Raw genomic sequence first — 14,965 nt, 5'->3', positions numbered from 1 at the left:
GGGGCCGCGCTGTGTTCGATGCGACAAGCGTTAGATGTCGGACTGTCACCGAAACCACGATTTGTCGGATTTTCTTGATACTTCCGCTTTCGCGAGACGAGGATCCCACCGGCTCAGGCGGGATCCTCGACGCATTACGCTGCCATGGCGCTGCAGCTTTCCGCGCAGCGGCGACAAACTTCGGCGCAGCGCGTCATCTCAGGGTCGTTCATGGCGTCGCATGCATCGGCGCACTGGCGGCAGATCTCCGCGCAGGCACCGCAAACCACGTCGTGAACGCTGGCACCGCGCAGCATCGCGTCGGCACTGGTTGCGCAGGTATCGGCACACGTCGCCAACAGGGCGATATGCTCCGGGGCCGCGTGAACACCTCCTTTGGTCAGGCAGTAGTTGATGGTCTCCAGGCAGATCGCATGGCATTGCGTGCAGTTGTCGATGCACTCGTTCATGGCCTGGGGCCGGTGTGCTGCGGAATGGTGAGTCATGTAGTTCTCCTTCTTCCTCGCGGGCGAGAATCGGCGCGCCCGCAACACCGTCCCCTGTTGCTGCGACGGATCAGTGCTGTGCGAACGGTTCAGTGGTTCCGTCGCGATGGATCAGCTCGACCGTGAACGGCTGCTGGCGTCCCTCCGGGACCTCCATGCCCGGAGAACCAAGCGGCATCCCTGGGAGGACCAGGCCGCGTGCGTTCGGCTTTTCTTCGAGGAGACGCTTGATGTCCGCGGCCGGAACGTGGCCTTCGATGACGTATCCGCCGATCTCGGCCGTGTGGCAGGAGCCCTTTGCATAGGGGACACCCAACCGCTCCTTGACCAGACCCAGGTCATCCATGTCGTGCACATCCACGGTGAATCCCGCCTTCTGCACGTGGTCGATCCAGACACCGCAGCACCCGCAGGTCGGGGTCTTGTGGACGGTCATGCGTGGCAGGGCTGCTGGAGTCGCGTCGGCTGATTGGACGACAACCTGTGCGGAGGGCGAGGTTGTGGGTTGCGCGGATGAAGCATCCTGGGTGCAAGCACCCAGACCAGCCACGGCAAGGACCACAAAAGTCAGACGGTGCAATGTGAGCCTAGTCATTTCAATCTCTCGACTCAGCGCTTGGTCCGCGAGGACCAGTGGATGTGGACGATCCGCCAGCCGTCCGCGGTCTCCTTCAGCACCATCGTCTCGGCGCTCTGGACGGTCAGTGGCTGGCCGTCCTTCTGGGCATGCAACTCGCTTTCGGTTCCGACCCACGCGAACTCGCCAGCGGCTCGTGCGCGCTGACGGAGCAGCTGGCGATGGGCGCCCTTGAGGAACGCCGCATCGCTGACTGCGTGATGGCCCATGTATTCCTCGCGGCTGCGTTCGGCGCCCCCGGACTCGAGGATGAGAACGTCGGCAGCGAGCAGGGCTTCGACCGTGGCCAGATCGCCGCTAGACAGGGCCCTGTTGAAACGCTCCGCTACGGCGACCGCGGCCTCTGCAGTGACTGGGACGTCGACGTCCGCAGATGCCGCGGCAGCGGGGTGATGTGCGTGCGGCTGTGTCGCCTGCGCCATTGCGGGGGACACGACGGCCAGTGCCAGTGCGAGGGTGAACGAGATTGCTGTTGCGTTCATTGCGTGGGCTCCAAGGAGATCAATGGGTGTGCGCATGGCCGTCATCGGCCACGGGCGTGTGTGGTGCAGGGTGCGACTCCACCTTGCCGTCGGGATGGCCGTGGCTCACCAACCCGACTTCCGTGTCGCTGGGTGTCGGGCCGTGGTGATCGTCGTCCACGCCCGGCGGGTGCGCATGCGGCATGGAGTTGTTGCCCGGCTCGAATAAGGCAGGGTGATCCTCGGCCTTTTCGTCGTCATGGTGGCCTTGCGTCTCGCCGCCGCCATGCGAATGGCCCTCGCTGCTGTCGACAAGTTCCTTGTACGCAGTCGCGTCCAGCGTGGGCAACTTCTGCAGGAAGGCCGACATGTTCCATATGAACTCATCGTCCATGCTGCCGCCCCAAGCGGGCATGCCGCTGGCCTTGATGCCGTGCTTGATCACCCAGAACGCCTCAGCTGGAGCGACCGGCTGTTTGCTTAGGTTCGGTGGCGCGGGGTACAGGCCCTTGCTCATCTCGGTGGCCGCCGCGTCTGGTGAAAGATGGCAGGTCACGCACATGGCGTTGTAGTTGCCCGCACCCTGGCGGATACGCTCAGGATCATCAAGGTTCGTGGGTAGCTGAAGCTTGGCGGCGCGCACCTCAATGGAACGCTCGCGCGCCGTTTCAAGTAGCGCATACACCGGGCGACTATGCGGATCGTCGGCGGCCACGTTGTACACGCCCAGAGAGACCGTGGCGGTTGCGACCACCGCAACCAATGCCACGCCGGCACCGAGCCATACCCACATCTTTTTGTTGGATTTCATTGTCAGTTCCCCTTAGAACCAGGTACGAAGGCCGATGACCAAGCGCGTGTCTTCAAAGGACTCGCCATGCTCGCGTCGCATGTCTGCGGTATTGCCAAAAGCGCGCTCGTACACCACGCCGATGTAGGGAGCGAACTTTCGGGTGAACTCATAACGAAGTCGTAGCCCCGCCTCAGCGGTACTCAGACCCGAACCTATCCCGCGCAATGGATCGTTCTTGCCATAGACGGTGACTTCCACCAGCGGCTGCAAGATCAGCCGGTTGGTTAGCAGCAATTCGTACTCGGCCTCGACGTTGGCGGCAGTCTGGCCCCCTTCGCCGAGATAGGCTGTGGCGGACACTTCGAACTTCATCGGCGCCAAGCCCTGTACACCGATAGCGGCGAAGTTCTGCGAAGCCCCAGGCTTGAAATCATGACGCGCACCGGCCACCACATCCCACCACGTGGAGATACTGCGGCCGTAAAGCACTTCCAGATCAGCCGACTCGGTCTGACCATCCGTGCGTTCGCCTTCACTGCGGAGCCAGACGCGATTGAGGTCCGTACCGATCCAGCCCTGGCCCTCCCAGCCCAGCCCGGTGCCCGGATCGGCATCCCAGGTTTCCACGCGATTGAGCAGCACGTAGCTCTTGATCGAGTTGTCATGCACCGGATGCGCGTGTTCCGGCGCGATGGCCGCCTTGCGATCTGCGTCCGTCACCGCGGGAATCGGGGTGCGCTGCTGCGTTGGCGCTGCAGGCCCGTGTCCCATCTGGCTGTGGTCCATGCCCTCCATCGATTGCATTCCCGCTTCTGATGTAGCGGGCGCGGGCGAATCATGGCCCATCTGCGAATGGCCCATCCCCTGCATCGCAGGCGTGGCCGTGCTGGAGGTGTCGGCCGCGGCGGGCTGTGCCATCTGACTGTGATCCATGACCTGCATCGACTGCGCCTGCGCTGTGGGCGCCGCAGGTGTGCTCGCGGGCGAGCCGTGCCCCATCTGCGAATGGTCCATGCCCTGCATGGCAGGCTCGGCTGCTTCAGCCGGCGGCGCGGCGTGGCCCATCGCCGCATGATCGATCGTCGCTTCGCTCGTCTTGGCCGGTGTTGCAGGCTTTTGGGCTGGCGCAGGTTTTGATGTCGGCGCCTGATGTGCAGAGTGATCCTGAGTCTGGGTCTGCGCGCCCTGCTCCATCGGCATGGAGCCGTCCTGCATGGATCGGGCGCTGGCCCCATTGGCCAGGGCCAGCGAGATAGCCAGCGTCAGCGCAGTCAGGGTGGTATCGCGTCTATTGATGTTCATTCGTCGACCCTCACCGTGCGCATCATTCCGGCTTCCATGTGATAAAGCAGGTGGCAATGGAACGCCCAGCTGCCCAACGCATCGGCACGCACGCGATACGTGCGTCGGCTACCTGGCGGCATATCCACCGTGTGCTTGCGCACCATGAAGTTGCCGTTGTCGTCCTCCACGTCACTCCACATGCCGTGCAAATGGATGGGATGGGTCATCATCGTGTCGTTAACCAATACGATGCGCATACGCTCGCCGTAGTTCAGCCGCAGCGGCTCGACATCGGAAAACTTCTGACCGTTGAAGCCCCAGGAGAATTTCTCCATGTGTCCGGTCAGATGCAGCTCGATCTCGCGACCGGGGTCGCGTCCGTCAGGGTCTTCAAAGGTGCTCTTGAGCATGGAATACGTCAGCACATGACGGCCGTTATCGCGCAGGCCATTGCCCGGATCATCCAAGCGCGAACTCACGCTCATGGCTTGGTTGTCCAACAGGGGATTGTTGGTCTCGCTAGCAGGGTGTGATTGCATGCCCCCGTGCTGCATGCCTGCCATGGCACCATCGCCGGCGGCGGGCATCGCATGGCCTGCATGGGCCGAGGTCGCGTTACCGCTGACAGGTGGGGTCATGCCAGGCATGCCCATGGCCGCACCACAGCCGCCTTCCATGCCCTTGCTGCCGCCAGACATATCCATCGACCCATGATCCATGCCCATGTCTGCCATCGTCAGCAGCGGCCGGGGATCCACAGACGGAACGGGCGCGCGTAATCCTTCGCGCACAGCGAGCGTGCCGCTGATGTAGCCGGTGCGACCGGAGTCTTGGGCAAAGATGGTGAATGCGTCCTGCCCGGAGGGCTCCACGATCACATCGAAGGTTTCTGCTACCGCGATGCGGAACTCGTCGACGGAAACCGGATGGACATACAAGCCATCTGCCGCCACCACGGTCATCTTCAGCCCCGGAATACGCACATCGAAGTACGTCATGGCAGAGCCATTGATGAAACGCAGGCGCACCTTCTCGCCACTGCGGAACAAACCGGTCCAGTTGCCCAGTGAGGTCGTGCCGTTCATCAGGTAGGTGTAGGTGTTGGCGTTGACATCGGACAGATCCGTGGGCGTCATCCGCATCACGCCCCACATCTTGCGATCTTCCAACGTGGCCGACAGGCCGTTGCGCTTCACATCGCGCGCAAAATCGCCGACCGTGCGCTTGTAGTAATTGTCATGGCCCGGCATCTTCTTCAAACGATCGAACAGGGCCGTCGGGTCCAGGTCTGTCCAATCGCTCAGCATCACGACGTAGTCGCGATCGAAGCTGAAGGGCTCCGGCTCCAATGGGTCGATGACGATCGGGCCATAGAGCCCGGCTTGTTCCTGGAACCCTGAGTGGCTGTGGTACCAGTAGGTGCCGCCCTGATGCAGGGTGAACCGGTAGTGGTAGGTCTCACCACGTCCGATACCGTCAAAGCTCAGGCCCGGCACTCCGTCCATGTTGGCCGGCAAAATGATGCCGTGCCAATGGATGGAGGTGTCCGCGCCATGGATGGAGTTAGCGGGCAATGCATTGGAGACACGCAGGTTGACCGTGGTGCCTTCCCGCCAACGCAGCAACGGCGCCGGAACGGATCCGTTGACCGTGATCGCGGTGCGGGTCTTGCCGGTGAAGTTCATCGGCGTCTCGCCAATGGTCAAGTCAAACTCGGTGCCCGATAGTACGTTGGGTTGTCCCGGGCCCTTGAGCGCCCAACTGGCTTTGGGCCAGAAACCTAATCCTGCGACTGCGCCTCCCAAGGCCAAGCCTTGGACAAATCGCCGCCGCGAAGGCAGCAGCGGTCCACCGTGTGGACCACGAAAATCATCATGCGACATGAAAATGCTCCAAGCGTCGTGTTGCCACCGGCGGGCGGTGGTACAGAGCGGGCGGCTGGCCTAAACAGGCATGCAAGCCACACCAACGGCGCCATTGCGGCGCCTAGGGACGCTTAGCCGATCGGTGGTCGGATCAGATGAGGCAAGGCAGGTGCCGCATGCCCTAGGGGCAGCGGCATGACATCCAGGCCCAAGGCCAGTTGCACCGAAACATGCAGGCGCGCAGGAAGTGCGCTCGCGCAGGCGTGTACGCAGGCGCACCGGCACGCAGAAGACTTGCAACAGTCGGGACCGGCATGGTCGCCATGCCCAGTGCCAGCCTTTTCAATCGATGTGGCATCGGGATGATGCTCAGCACTGTGATGGGCGACGCAGTCTCCGTCGACTTGCACCGCGGCAGCCACTTCGCTGGCCTGCTCTTCCATGACCGGGTTCATACTGACGGTCGCAAACGCCGACCACGCGCCGTTAAGCACGAGCATGGCGATCAGGAACAGTCGCAGTAGAAGTGAGGAGGCTGACACGGGCGACATGGTAAATCACTTTAGACAAGGCGCGTGTGTATCGGTCGTGAACGAAATCTCAAGTAAGCCTGAGATGCCGCGACTTGTCACTCGCACTAGCCGCGGCCACTGCAGCTCCCTCCAGGAGCACCCAAAGGGCGGGTTGAGGCGAAGAGTTGCCCATTGGGCGAGCGCTTGTTCGGTTTACTTCTCGGGTGTGGCCTCGATCAGCTTCACCAACTCGCGCTTCTGCTGCTTGCTTAGCGAGCCCCAGCGCAGGAGCAGCTTGGCCAGCAGATCATCGTCGGTATAGAGGAAGGCGGCGGGGATCCCCAACGCTTGGGCCAACCGCTCAGCAGTCTCCAGCTTGGGCTCGTGCTTGCCACGCTCGTACTGGTTGATTCGGGGGCTGGCCACGTGAGGATCCAGACCGGCCCGGATGCCCAACTCCTTCTGCGACAAACCCGTGTGCAGGCGGGCTTGTTTGAGGCGTCGAGCGAAGGTCGGTGTTGAGTCGACGGACAAAGTCACGCGCGCACCCCATGGAGACCCCATAAGGATGGCGGATGTACCCTGCCTTGCATACTAAGATATTCTTAGCCTTGAGGCAACCGGCGACACCGGTAGCGCCGCCCCCACCAGGAGCCACGCCGCTCCCTCATCCCCGGAAACCGCATGCCCGGAACCTCGTCAATGACGCCATCTGGGGTCGCCAGCATCGAGGAGTTGGGCCTTCGTGGCACCCTTTTCCTGGCCGCGCTGTTGGCCGCGCAGCTACGACGCATACCGGTGGCGCCCACACGCCGCTCCACCTTGTTGGTGCTGGACGCGCTGCGAGACTTGGCCTTGATCCAAGTTCCCTGGCCAGCAGATCGATGGCAGATCCGCCCCGATGCCGAGGTCACGCCCATCGAAGATCTGCAATGGGCTTTCGCCTGGTCTACCCACGAGCGCAGGCACCTGCTCCCTGTGCTGGAAGACCAGCTCGGCGATATGGCACATGATGTGGACCTCGCGGACGCGAAACTGGAGCTGTGGGATGAACTTGCACTCTGGGAGACCGAGCAGTTTCTGGAGCAGCAATTGCTCAAACATCACTTCGACCCAAGCTGGGCACGCGATGTGGGGTTCGTCTTTCAATCCGGGCCGCCGGGCTTGCCGATCGCGCGGTGGCGTTACTGTTGCTGGGCGGCGGTACGCCAAGGTGCCTCGGTGGCGATGCGTCTTGGCGTGCACGACAGTGCCCATGTGCGGGAAGCCATCTTTCAGGAGGTCCAGAAGCGCCTGCGCTACCTGATGACCAGTTCGCCCGAGCAAGGCATGTTCAAGCCCTATCATTTGGCACCGGAGTCCTCAGTAGCCAAACTGTTCGTAGATTGGGTCGTCCCTATGGAATGGGCGTACTGGACAGGTGAGCGCCACCCCCGCCGCTAGCAGACAAACGAGCAGCCTCGTCAGTCGGCTCCACCATCCTGCGTATGGCCGCGCCGAGTTTTCTTCACCGCATTTTGTGCTGGCGTCAGTTGATTCAGTAGGGGCTCTAGCGCTTCAAGACGTGCATTGGCACGCAATGCATCGGCTTCAGCGCTCTCGCGGCGCTCACGCTCCCGCATAAGGGTGTCTTGAACCTGAGCTAGCTCGTTGCGCATGGCATCCAAGGCCTTGGCATCAGTCTTCCAGCGCTCCTGCAGTGCCAAATGGTCCGTCGCAGTCTGGCGCAACGCCGCGACCTCGCTATGTTGGCTTTCGTGGGCCTGTCGCAACTGGGCAAGCTCCCGCTCAATCCGCCCGTGGCGCTCCAGCCATTGGCCGTTGTCGCGGTTCAACACCAGCAGTTCCTGATTCTTCACGCCCAAGGCTTCATTGGCCTGACGTAAGGCTACGTGCAGCTCTTGGACCTGATGTTCGTGGCGGCGCAGCTCTTGCTCGCGCTGCTCTTTGGTTGAAGTGCGATAGTGCTCCAGCGCTTCCCGGGCATGAGCATGCTTGTCCTCCAGAGAACGCGCATGCGCCTCGTGGTCAGCCAGCCGCACCGTCATGCCGGCGATGCGCTCGTTCAACTGGGCGATTTCCGCGATCCTGTCACCTAGATTCTGTTGAAGGAGGGCGTGAGCAGCTTGCTCTTGGTGCAGGCTTGCTTCGGTGCGCTGCAGCCGACTGCTCAAGGCAGCAGCCTCCTCTTGGGCACCGGAAAGCGCCTGTTGCCGACTGTGGAGCTCAGCCTGATGGCGCTCACGCTCCTGGGTGAGGATGGCCTCTGCTTCCTCCTGGAGCCGCGAGGCCAAGCGCGCAACCAAGTCCTGCAAAGCATCACTAACGGCTACCGTCCTCGCCGGACCGCCGCCTTCCTCTCCTTCCAGTTCACGCAAGTAGCGGTGGATCGTGGTCTTGGAGCCCGTGTTGCCCAAAGCCACTCGCACCGCGTCGACTGACGGCTTCTTGCCTTGGGCCAGCAGCGCGTCGCGCGCCTTCTGGACGTCACTCTTATAGAGTCCTGCGCGCGCCATCGTGCCACCCCACTTTATTTCGTAATGTATTACATACCATGTAATTACATACTATTAAAGCAGGTAGACGACCGCTCGTCGGCGAAATAGTTATACGGGATAATATTGAATTATCCCGCGTGACAAGCGCTTCGGCCATTTCCAGCCGTCAAAACAGTACGAAACCGCCCAGGACCGGCGATCGCTGGGTAGTATGGCCCAGAGCGGAAAGGAGGCCAGCCAAGGTTTGGGCAGGTTCCGCCACCGAGCTCGTTGGCCATCAAAGGACTGTGCATGCCGATCGAACGTATCGTCATCGACAACTTCAAGTCGTTTCGCCATCTGGACCTGCCGCTCAACGCCCACATGAATCTGGTGGTGGGCGACAACGAGGTCGGCAAGTCCACCCTGCTGGAGGCCATCCACGCGGTGGTCACCGGGCAACTGCATGGGCGCAATCTCGCCTACGAGCTCACTCCCTACCTGTTTCACCAGCCCACGGTGCAGGAATATTTGGCGACCCTTGCTGCGGGCACGCCGGCCTCGCCGCCACGGATCTCCGTCGAAGCCTACTTGGGCGGAGACGCCGCGCTGGCGTCGTTGCGTGGCACCAATAACTCCCTGCGCCTGGATACCGCCGGCATCCGCCTGCTGGTCGAGCTCAACGACGACTACCGCGAGGAGTTCAACGCCTACCTGCAGCAGCACCAGGGCGCGGTCAGCCTGCCGGTGGAGTACTACACGGTGCGCTGGTACTCCTTCGCCAACAATGGCGTCACCGCCCGCAGTATTCCGTTCGACTCGACCATCATCGACACGCACGGCATCAAGACCTTGTCCGGTGCCGATCGCTATATCGCCGGCATCATCGAGCAAGCACTAACGCCGGCGCAACGCGTCTCGCTGTCGCTGAGCTTCCGCCGCATGCGGCGGAGTTTTTCCGAAGAAGCGGATGTGGCAGCGATCAACGCCTACCTCACCGAACACACGGGGGACATCAGCCACCGGGCGCTGACGGTGGGTGTGGACACGTCGCCGCGCTCAACGTGGGAAACCAGCTTGTCACCGTACCTGGATGAGCTCCCCTTCACCCAGGCCGGCAAGGGCGAACAGAGTGCGGTGAAGATGAAGCTGGCCATGCATGCGGCCGGGGCGGCCCACGTGCTGCTGATCGAGGAGCCAGAGAACCATCTGTCCTTCTCCAGCATGACCCAGTTGATCGACAAAATTGCGGCCCTCTCCACCGCCCAGCAGGTGATCATCGCCACCCACAGCAGCTTCGTGTTGAACAAGCTGGGCGTGGACAACGTGATCCTTTTCAGCGCGCAGGGCCAGATGAAGCTGGACCAGCTGCCATCCGATACCCACGACTATTTCATGAAGCTGCCGGGCCACGACACGCTGCGGCTGATTTTGGCGAAACAGGCGATCCTGGTCGAAGGGCCATCTGATGAGCTGATCGTGCAGCGTGCTTACAGCGACCACCATGGCGTGGCGCCGATGGCCCATGGCGTGGACATCATCTCGGTCAAATCGCTGGCATTCAAACGCTTCTTGCAGATTGCGGATCGGCTGAAAATTCAGGCCAAGATGATCACCGACAACGACGGCGACATCGCCGTTGTGCAGGAACGCTATGCCGACCACCTCACCGCGCTCTACTACGATTCCGACGAAAGCGCCCCATCGTTGGAAGAGCAGCTGATCAAAGCCAATTCGCTGGCTGAGCTCAACACCGTGCTGGGCAAGACCTTCGCCGATGAGGTGGCGCTGCTCAAGTACATGAAAGGCCATAAGACCGATACGGCCCTGGCGATCTTCAACAGCCCTCACTCGATTAGGTTCCCGGACTATGTCCAGCGTGCCATCACCTAACCGGGTCTTGCTCTCGGCGGCCGGCTCTGGCAAGACCACGTTGCTGGTCCGGCAGGCCTTGGAGCGACCTGGGCGCCGCATCGCGATTGTCACCTACACGCTGGAAAACCTTGAAGAGATCCGGCGCTCGTTTGAGGTCCACGCCGGCGCGGTCCCCGCGCATGTCACCTTACACAGCTGGTATGGATTTCTGCTACGCCAGTGCATCCGCCCGTACCAGGCGGCGCTGTGCCCTGAGCCTCGCATCGAGACCATCCTGTTCGTAGAAGGTGTCACCAACAACCGGGCCCCACGCACACAGGTAGCGCGCCACTACCTAGCAGGCAACCGGATGTATTCGGACCGGGCGGCCGACTTTGCTGTGCGCTGCGATGAGCTGACCCAAGGTCAGGTCATGGCGCGCCTGGCGGCCATGTACGACGAGCTCTACATCGACGAAGTTCAGGACCTGGCCGGCTTTGATCTGGATCTGGTCGAGCGGCTGTTGAAGAGCGATATCGCCATCACGTTGGTGGGTGATACGCGCCAGGCGACGTATGCCACCAACTATGCGCAAAGGCACAGCCAGTATCGTGGGCCCAATCTGGCAGCGCTGTTTCAGATCTGGGAGTCGGACGGCTTATGCCAGCTGGATCACCGCCTCATCAGTCTGCGCTGCGTTCAGGCCCTGTGCGATATGGCTGACACGCTTTATCCGCAGATGCCGCCGACCCAATCAGGCAATGGCGAGGTCACCGGGCACGATGGCATCTACCTCGTCGCTCCAGGGGATGTTGCGGCGTACGTGCAGGAGTTTGCCCCCACCGTGCTTCGGCATGATCGGCGGCAAGCCTGCGACGGACTACCAGCGGTGAACTTTGGGCAGTGCAAGGGCCGCACCTACAGTCGGGTCCTTATCTTTCCGAACGGGCCGTTGACGCAGTACCTGCGCACGGCCGATCTGGCGCGCATCACCGCGCCACCGAAGTACTACGTGGCCTTCACCCGGGCACGGCAAAGCGTGGCCTTTGTGTATGCCGGCGCGTGCGCCTTGCCGGGTCATCAGCTGTACATCCCTGCCAGCGCAAGCACATAGAGAAGCGTTGGATATTGTGGCATTCGCGGTTCCCGGAGCCTAAGCAATACGCGGCTTGAAAGGTGCCGACACCCGCAATGATTGCATCCTATAAGGATCGTTGTAGAATTGACGAATGAACGATGACTCTGCCGTCTCAGCGCTCTCTGCTCTTGCGCACTCCGACCGCCTGGCCGCATTCAGGATGCTGGTGCGCGCTGGTCCCAACGGCATGCCCTCAGGTGAAATTGCCGAAGCGCTCGCGATTCCGCCACCGCGCATGAGCTTCCACCTTGCGACCTTGGAGCGGGCGAGCCTACTGCGCTCTTGGCGCAACGGGCGGCGTGTCCTGTACGCCGCCAGCTACGAGGACATGCGCCAGCTTCTTGAATTCCTCACCGAGGACTGCTGCTCCGGGAATCCGGACATCTGCGGCGCCCTCAATAACCTCGCCACTCCTTGTCCCGCGGAGACCTGCGCATGAGCTTCCCTCAGCCGTTTAACGTCCTGTTCCTATGCACTGGCAATTCAGCCCGCTCGATCCTGGCCGAGAGCGTCCTTCGCAAGATCGGCGATGGCCGTTTCAATGCGTTCTCCGCCGGCAGCCACCCCAAGGGTGAGGTCCACCCGCTGGCAATCGAGACGCTGCGTCAGGCCGACTACCCAGTCGAGGGGCTGCGCTCCAAGGCGTGGGACGAGTTCGCCGTGCCAGGCGCCCCGACCATGGATTTCGTTTTTACCGTCTGTGACCAGGCAGCCGGCGAGGCCTGCCCACTGTGGCCAGGACAACCGATCACTGCGCATTGGGGCATCGAAGACCCGAGCCGAGAAGCGCGCGGGGACATGTGGCAGCGCGCCGCCTTTCGGCAGGCGCTGGTGTACATGGAGAACCGCGTCAAGGCGTTCGTCGCACTTCCGATCCACACGCTGTCGCGGGCGACCTTGACGGCGCAGGTAGGCGACATCGGGCAGTTCGAGGGCGCCACGTCGCCCCGACCCGACGTGGCTTGAGGGATCATCATGACGCTGACGATCTACCATAACCCGGCCTGCGGCACGTCTCGGAATACCCTGGAAATGATGCGCCAGTCAGGTGAAGACCCGGTGGTCATCGAGTACCTGCAGGCGCCGCCCACGCGCGAGAAGCTGGTCGAGCTGCTCGCCGCGATGGGCATGTCCCCTCGTGAGCTCCTGCGCCAGAAGGGAACACCGTACGCGGAGCTGGGCTTGGATAATCTCGCGCTCACCAACGAGCAACTGGTGGACGCGATGATGGCGCATCCGATCCTGATCAACCGTCCCATCGTCGTTTCCGGCCGGGGCGCGGCCCTGTGCCGACCGTCCGAAAAGGTGCTCGCGCTGCTGGACAAGCCGGTGTCCTCCTTCACCAAGGAAGACGGCGAAATCGTGACCGCAGCCGGGGCGTCGACGTGATTGATCGCATTGCCGTAGATCTGCCGAGCATCGACGTAGCACAACTTGCACCGATCGACGTTGACGCACTAGCTGGGCCCGGCGACCCAAGGCACCCACCGCGGATCCTCATCCTCTATGGCTCGCTGCGGGAACGCTCTTATTCCCGACTGCTGGCAGAAGAAGCCGGCCGACTCTTGCGCTGGTACGGCTGCGACGTGCGGATCTTCGATCCGCACGACTTACCACTGCCTGACGGAGCCACCCCGGATCATCCGAAGGTGAGTGAGCTGCGCCAACTCGCGTACTGGTCCGAAGGCATGGTCTGGGTCAGCCCCGAACGCCACGGCGCCATGACCGGGATCATGAAGGCGCAAATCGACTGGATTCCTCTGGCCGACGGAGCCAAGCGCCCGACACAAGGCAAAACCTTGGCGGTGATGCAGGTGTCTGGCGGCTCGCAGAGCTTCAACGCAGTAAACCAACTGCGCGTACTCGGCCGTTGGATGCGCATGGTCACCATCCCGAACCAGTCCTCGGTGGCCAAGGCCTTCCAGGAATTTGATGAGGCTGGGCGCATGAAGCCGTCTGCGTACTATCAGCGCGTTACTGACGTATGCGAGGAGTTGGTGAAGTTCACCTGGCTGGTGCGTGGTCGCTCAGCGTACCTGACCGATCGCTATTCCGAACGTGTTGAGAGCGCCGAAGAACTGTCCAAGCGCGTGAATCAGCGCTCCATCTAACCCTTGTCGGAGCGCTTCATGCTTGCCCTCGCGATTTTCATCGTCACCCTTGTATTCGTCATCTGGCAGCCGCGCGGATTCGGTATCGGTTGGTCGGCACTCGCCGGCGCCGCAGTAGCGTTGGCCACCGGCGTCGTCGGTTGGGATGACGTCGCCACGGTGTGGGGGATAGTCTGGGATGCGACGTTCACCTTCGTCGCACTCATCATCATCTCGCTCATCCTAGACGCGGCCGGCTTCTTCGAATGGGCTGCCCTACATGTGGCCCGCTGGGGCGGCGGCAATGGTCGGAAGCTCTTTCCGCTGATCGTCTTGCTGGGCGCTGCGATCGCGGCAGTGTTCGCCAACGATGGCGCGGCTCTCCTGTTGACGCCGATTGTCCTGGCCATTCTGTTGCGCTTGAACTTCCCGCCTGCGAGTGCGCTGGCGTTCACTGTGGCCTGCGGTTTCATCGCTGATACGGCCAGCCTGCCGCTGGTTGTCTCGAACTTGGTCAACATCGTCACCGCGAACTTCTTTGACGTCTCGTTCGGGCGCTACGCAGCGGTCATGGTGCCGGTGAATTTGGTGTCGGTCGGCGCCACGCTGATCGTCCTGTGGCTCTGGTTCCGCCGCGACATTCCTCGCACCTACCCGGTCGACGATCTTGAAGCGCCGCATCAAGCGATCCGCGACAAGGCTGTCTTCCGCGCCGCTTTGCCCCTGCTCGCATTACTGCTCGTTGCCTACTTCGTAACCGGGCCGCTGGGCGTCCCGATCGCCTTGGTGACGGGTGTGGCTGCGCTGGTGCTGATGACAATTGCAGGTCGCTGGGCGACAGGCGGCCGAGGCGCAACCATGGCCCTGACCAAGATTCTGCGCGGTGCGCCCTGGCAGATCGTGCTGTTCTCGGTCGGCATGTATCTGGTGGTTTATGGGCTTGGCAACGCCTGGCTGGCAAAGGCGGCAAGTGCGGTGCTTGAGTGGCTGGCGGCGCAGGGAACCTTTGTGGCCACGATCGGTACTGGCTTCGCAGTGGCGGGCCTCGCTTCGGTCATGAACAACATGCCGGCGACGCTGGTGGGCGCGCTGGCCATCGATGGGGCCAATCTTCCGGCCGCCACCCGCGAATTGATGATCTATGCCAACGTCGTGGGCAACGACCTTGGCCCCAAGCTCACTCCGATCGGGTCGCTCGCGACCCTGCTGTGGCTGCACGTCCTCGCCGGCAAGGGCCAACGGATCACGTGGGGACAGTACATGAAGGTAGGGCTAATCCTCACGCCCCCGGTCCTGTTGGCCACGCTCGTCGCCCTCTGGATTTGGCTGCCGCTCGCTCAATGACCCTGTCGGCGCACAGGGCCGCAGG

At 62.3% G+C, this 14,965-nt stretch carries 17 protein-coding genes; 8 read left to right on the top strand and 9 right to left on the bottom strand.

Annotation, left to right across the window (positions count from 1 at the left end):
* Window positions 1-134: 134 nt before the first annotated feature.
* From BJD12_RS23120 to BJD12_RS23085, 8 genes are all read right to left on the bottom strand, one after another.
* Window positions 135-485 (bottom strand): four-helix bundle copper-binding protein, encoded by a 351-nt coding sequence (locus BJD12_RS23120; protein WP_012480213.1) that lies wholly within the window; start codon window positions 483-485, stop codon window positions 135-137.
* 70 nt (window positions 486-555) lie between these two features.
* Window positions 556-1,080: a DUF411 domain-containing protein gene (locus BJD12_RS23115; protein ID WP_005995722.1), complete on the bottom strand. Its 525-nt coding sequence runs from the start codon at window positions 1,078-1,080 to the stop codon at window positions 556-558.
* A 14-nt stretch (window positions 1,081-1,094) separates the two neighbouring features.
* Window positions 1,095-1,604, bottom strand: coding sequence for a nuclear transport factor 2 family protein (locus tag BJD12_RS23110; protein WP_012480215.1), 510 nt, complete (start codon window positions 1,602-1,604; stop codon window positions 1,095-1,097).
* Window positions 1,605-1,623: 19 nt separating this feature from the next.
* A complete protein-coding gene (locus BJD12_RS23105) occupies window positions 1,624-2,394 on the bottom strand; it encodes a c-type cytochrome (protein ID WP_012480216.1) in 771 nt (256 codons plus the stop codon).
* Between the two features lie 12 nt (window positions 2,395-2,406).
* Window positions 2,407-3,678, bottom strand: coding sequence for a copper resistance protein B (locus tag BJD12_RS23100; RefSeq protein ID WP_005996638.1), 1,272 nt, complete (start codon window positions 3,676-3,678; stop codon window positions 2,407-2,409).
* Window positions 3,675-5,543 (bottom strand): copper resistance system multicopper oxidase, encoded by a 1,869-nt coding sequence (locus tag BJD12_RS23095; RefSeq protein WP_005996637.1) that lies wholly within the window; start codon window positions 5,541-5,543, stop codon window positions 3,675-3,677. Before BJD12_RS23095 ends, BJD12_RS23100 begins: the two co-directional genes overlap by 4 nt.
* Before the next feature lie 113 nt (window positions 5,544-5,656).
* A complete protein-coding gene (gene copL / locus BJD12_RS23090) occupies window positions 5,657-6,076 on the bottom strand; it encodes a transcriptional regulator CopL (protein ID WP_005996635.1) in 420 nt (139 codons plus the stop codon).
* A gap of 174 nt (window positions 6,077-6,250) precedes the next feature.
* A complete protein-coding gene (locus BJD12_RS23085; protein WP_005996633.1) occupies window positions 6,251-6,601 on the bottom strand; it encodes a helix-turn-helix domain-containing protein in 351 nt (116 codons plus the stop codon).
* A 120-nt stretch (window positions 6,602-6,721) separates the two neighbouring features.
* Between BJD12_RS23085 and BJD12_RS23080 the strand changes: the two genes are divergently transcribed.
* Complete coding sequence (locus BJD12_RS23080) at window positions 6,722-7,480, top strand: hypothetical protein (RefSeq protein WP_228913226.1); 759 nt, start codon at window positions 6,722-6,724, stop codon at window positions 7,478-7,480.
* A gap of 20 nt (window positions 7,481-7,500) precedes the next feature.
* Here the strand turns inward: BJD12_RS23080 and BJD12_RS23075 are convergent, their stop codons facing one another.
* Window positions 7,501-8,553, bottom strand: coding sequence for a DNA-binding protein (locus tag BJD12_RS23075; protein WP_005996628.1), 1,053 nt, complete (start codon window positions 8,551-8,553; stop codon window positions 7,501-7,503).
* A 273-nt stretch (window positions 8,554-8,826) separates the two neighbouring features.
* Between BJD12_RS23075 and BJD12_RS23070 the strand changes: the two genes are divergently transcribed.
* The 7 genes from BJD12_RS23070 (at window position 8,827) to BJD12_RS23040 (ending at window position 14,940) form a co-directional block, all read left to right on the top strand.
* On the top strand, window positions 8,827-10,407 hold the full coding sequence (locus BJD12_RS23070) for an ATP-dependent nuclease (RefSeq protein ID WP_005996627.1): 1,581 nt from the start codon (window positions 8,827-8,829) through the stop codon (window positions 10,405-10,407).
* The gene (locus BJD12_RS23065) at window positions 10,385-11,482 is read left to right on the top strand and encodes a UvrD-helicase domain-containing protein (RefSeq protein WP_039420092.1); all 1,098 of its coding nucleotides are present in this window, start codon (window positions 10,385-10,387) and stop codon (window positions 11,480-11,482) included. The genes BJD12_RS23070 and BJD12_RS23065 overlap by 23 nt, the downstream gene beginning before the upstream one ends.
* Before the next feature lie 115 nt (window positions 11,483-11,597).
* On the top strand, window positions 11,598-11,945 hold the full coding sequence (locus BJD12_RS23060) for an ArsR/SmtB family transcription factor (protein WP_005996625.1): 348 nt from the start codon (window positions 11,598-11,600) through the stop codon (window positions 11,943-11,945).
* A complete protein-coding gene (locus tag BJD12_RS23055) occupies window positions 11,942-12,472 on the top strand; it encodes an arsenate reductase ArsC (RefSeq protein ID WP_005996624.1) in 531 nt (176 codons plus the stop codon). The genes BJD12_RS23060 and BJD12_RS23055 overlap by 4 nt, the downstream gene beginning before the upstream one ends.
* A gap of 9 nt (window positions 12,473-12,481) precedes the next feature.
* Window positions 12,482-12,895 (top strand): arsenate reductase (glutaredoxin), encoded by a 414-nt coding sequence (arsC, locus tag BJD12_RS23050; protein WP_005996623.1) that lies wholly within the window; start codon window positions 12,482-12,484, stop codon window positions 12,893-12,895.
* The gene (gene arsH / locus BJD12_RS23045; RefSeq protein ID WP_005996622.1) at window positions 12,892-13,617 is read left to right on the top strand and encodes an arsenical resistance protein ArsH; all 726 of its coding nucleotides are present in this window, start codon (window positions 12,892-12,894) and stop codon (window positions 13,615-13,617) included. Before arsC ends, arsH begins: the two co-directional genes overlap by 4 nt.
* 18 nt (window positions 13,618-13,635) lie before the next feature.
* On the top strand, window positions 13,636-14,940 hold the full coding sequence (locus BJD12_RS23040) for an arsenic transporter (RefSeq protein WP_005996621.1): 1,305 nt from the start codon (window positions 13,636-13,638) through the stop codon (window positions 14,938-14,940).
* Window positions 14,941-14,965: the final 25 nt, after the last annotated feature.

Origin of the sequence: Xanthomonas vesicatoria ATCC 35937 (assembly GCF_001908725.1) — a bacterium.
GTDB classification, from domain to species: domain Bacteria; phylum Pseudomonadota; class Gammaproteobacteria; order Xanthomonadales; family Xanthomonadaceae; genus Xanthomonas; species Xanthomonas vesicatoria.
The sequence above is the reverse complement of the archived record's forward strand: the minus strand, read 5'-3'. Positions and strand labels throughout refer to the sequence as shown.

Coding starts and splice junctions, on each gene's coding strand:
- BJD12_RS23120 (WP_012480213.1), bottom strand. CDS start 485: ATGACTCACCATTCCGCAGCACACCGGCCCCAGGCCATGAACGAGTGC.
- BJD12_RS23115 (WP_005995722.1), bottom strand. CDS start 1,080: ATGACTAGGCTCACATTGCACCGTCTGACTTTTGTGGTCCTTGCCGTG.
- BJD12_RS23110 (WP_012480215.1), bottom strand. CDS start 1,604: ATGAACGCAACAGCAATCTCGTTCACCCTCGCACTGGCACTGGCCGTC.
- BJD12_RS23105 (WP_012480216.1), bottom strand. CDS start 2,394: ATGAAATCCAACAAAAAGATGTGGGTATGGCTCGGTGCCGGCGTGGCA.
- BJD12_RS23100 (WP_005996638.1), bottom strand. CDS start 3,678: ATGAACATCAATAGACGCGATACCACCCTGACTGCGCTGACGCTGGCT.
- BJD12_RS23095 (WP_005996637.1), bottom strand. CDS start 5,543: ATGTCGCATGATGATTTTCGTGGTCCACACGGTGGACCGCTGCTGCCT.
- copL (WP_005996635.1), bottom strand. CDS start 6,076: ATGTCGCCCGTGTCAGCCTCCTCACTTCTACTGCGACTGTTCCTGATC.
- BJD12_RS23085 (WP_005996633.1), bottom strand. CDS start 6,601: ATGGGGTCTCCATGGGGTGCGCGCGTGACTTTGTCCGTCGACTCAACA.
- BJD12_RS23080 (WP_228913226.1), top strand. CDS start 6,722: ATGCCCGGAACCTCGTCAATGACGCCATCTGGGGTCGCCAGCATCGAG.
- BJD12_RS23075 (WP_005996628.1), bottom strand. CDS start 8,553: ATGGCGCGCGCAGGACTCTATAAGAGTGACGTCCAGAAGGCGCGCGAC.
- BJD12_RS23070 (WP_005996627.1), top strand. CDS start 8,827: ATGCCGATCGAACGTATCGTCATCGACAACTTCAAGTCGTTTCGCCAT.
- BJD12_RS23065 (WP_039420092.1), top strand. CDS start 10,385: ATGTCCAGCGTGCCATCACCTAACCGGGTCTTGCTCTCGGCGGCCGGC.
- BJD12_RS23060 (WP_005996625.1), top strand. CDS start 11,598: ATGAACGATGACTCTGCCGTCTCAGCGCTCTCTGCTCTTGCGCACTCC.
- BJD12_RS23055 (WP_005996624.1), top strand. CDS start 11,942: ATGAGCTTCCCTCAGCCGTTTAACGTCCTGTTCCTATGCACTGGCAAT.
- arsC (WP_005996623.1), top strand. CDS start 12,482: ATGACGCTGACGATCTACCATAACCCGGCCTGCGGCACGTCTCGGAAT.
- BJD12_RS23040 (WP_005996621.1), top strand. CDS start 13,636: ATGCTTGCCCTCGCGATTTTCATCGTCACCCTTGTATTCGTCATCTGG.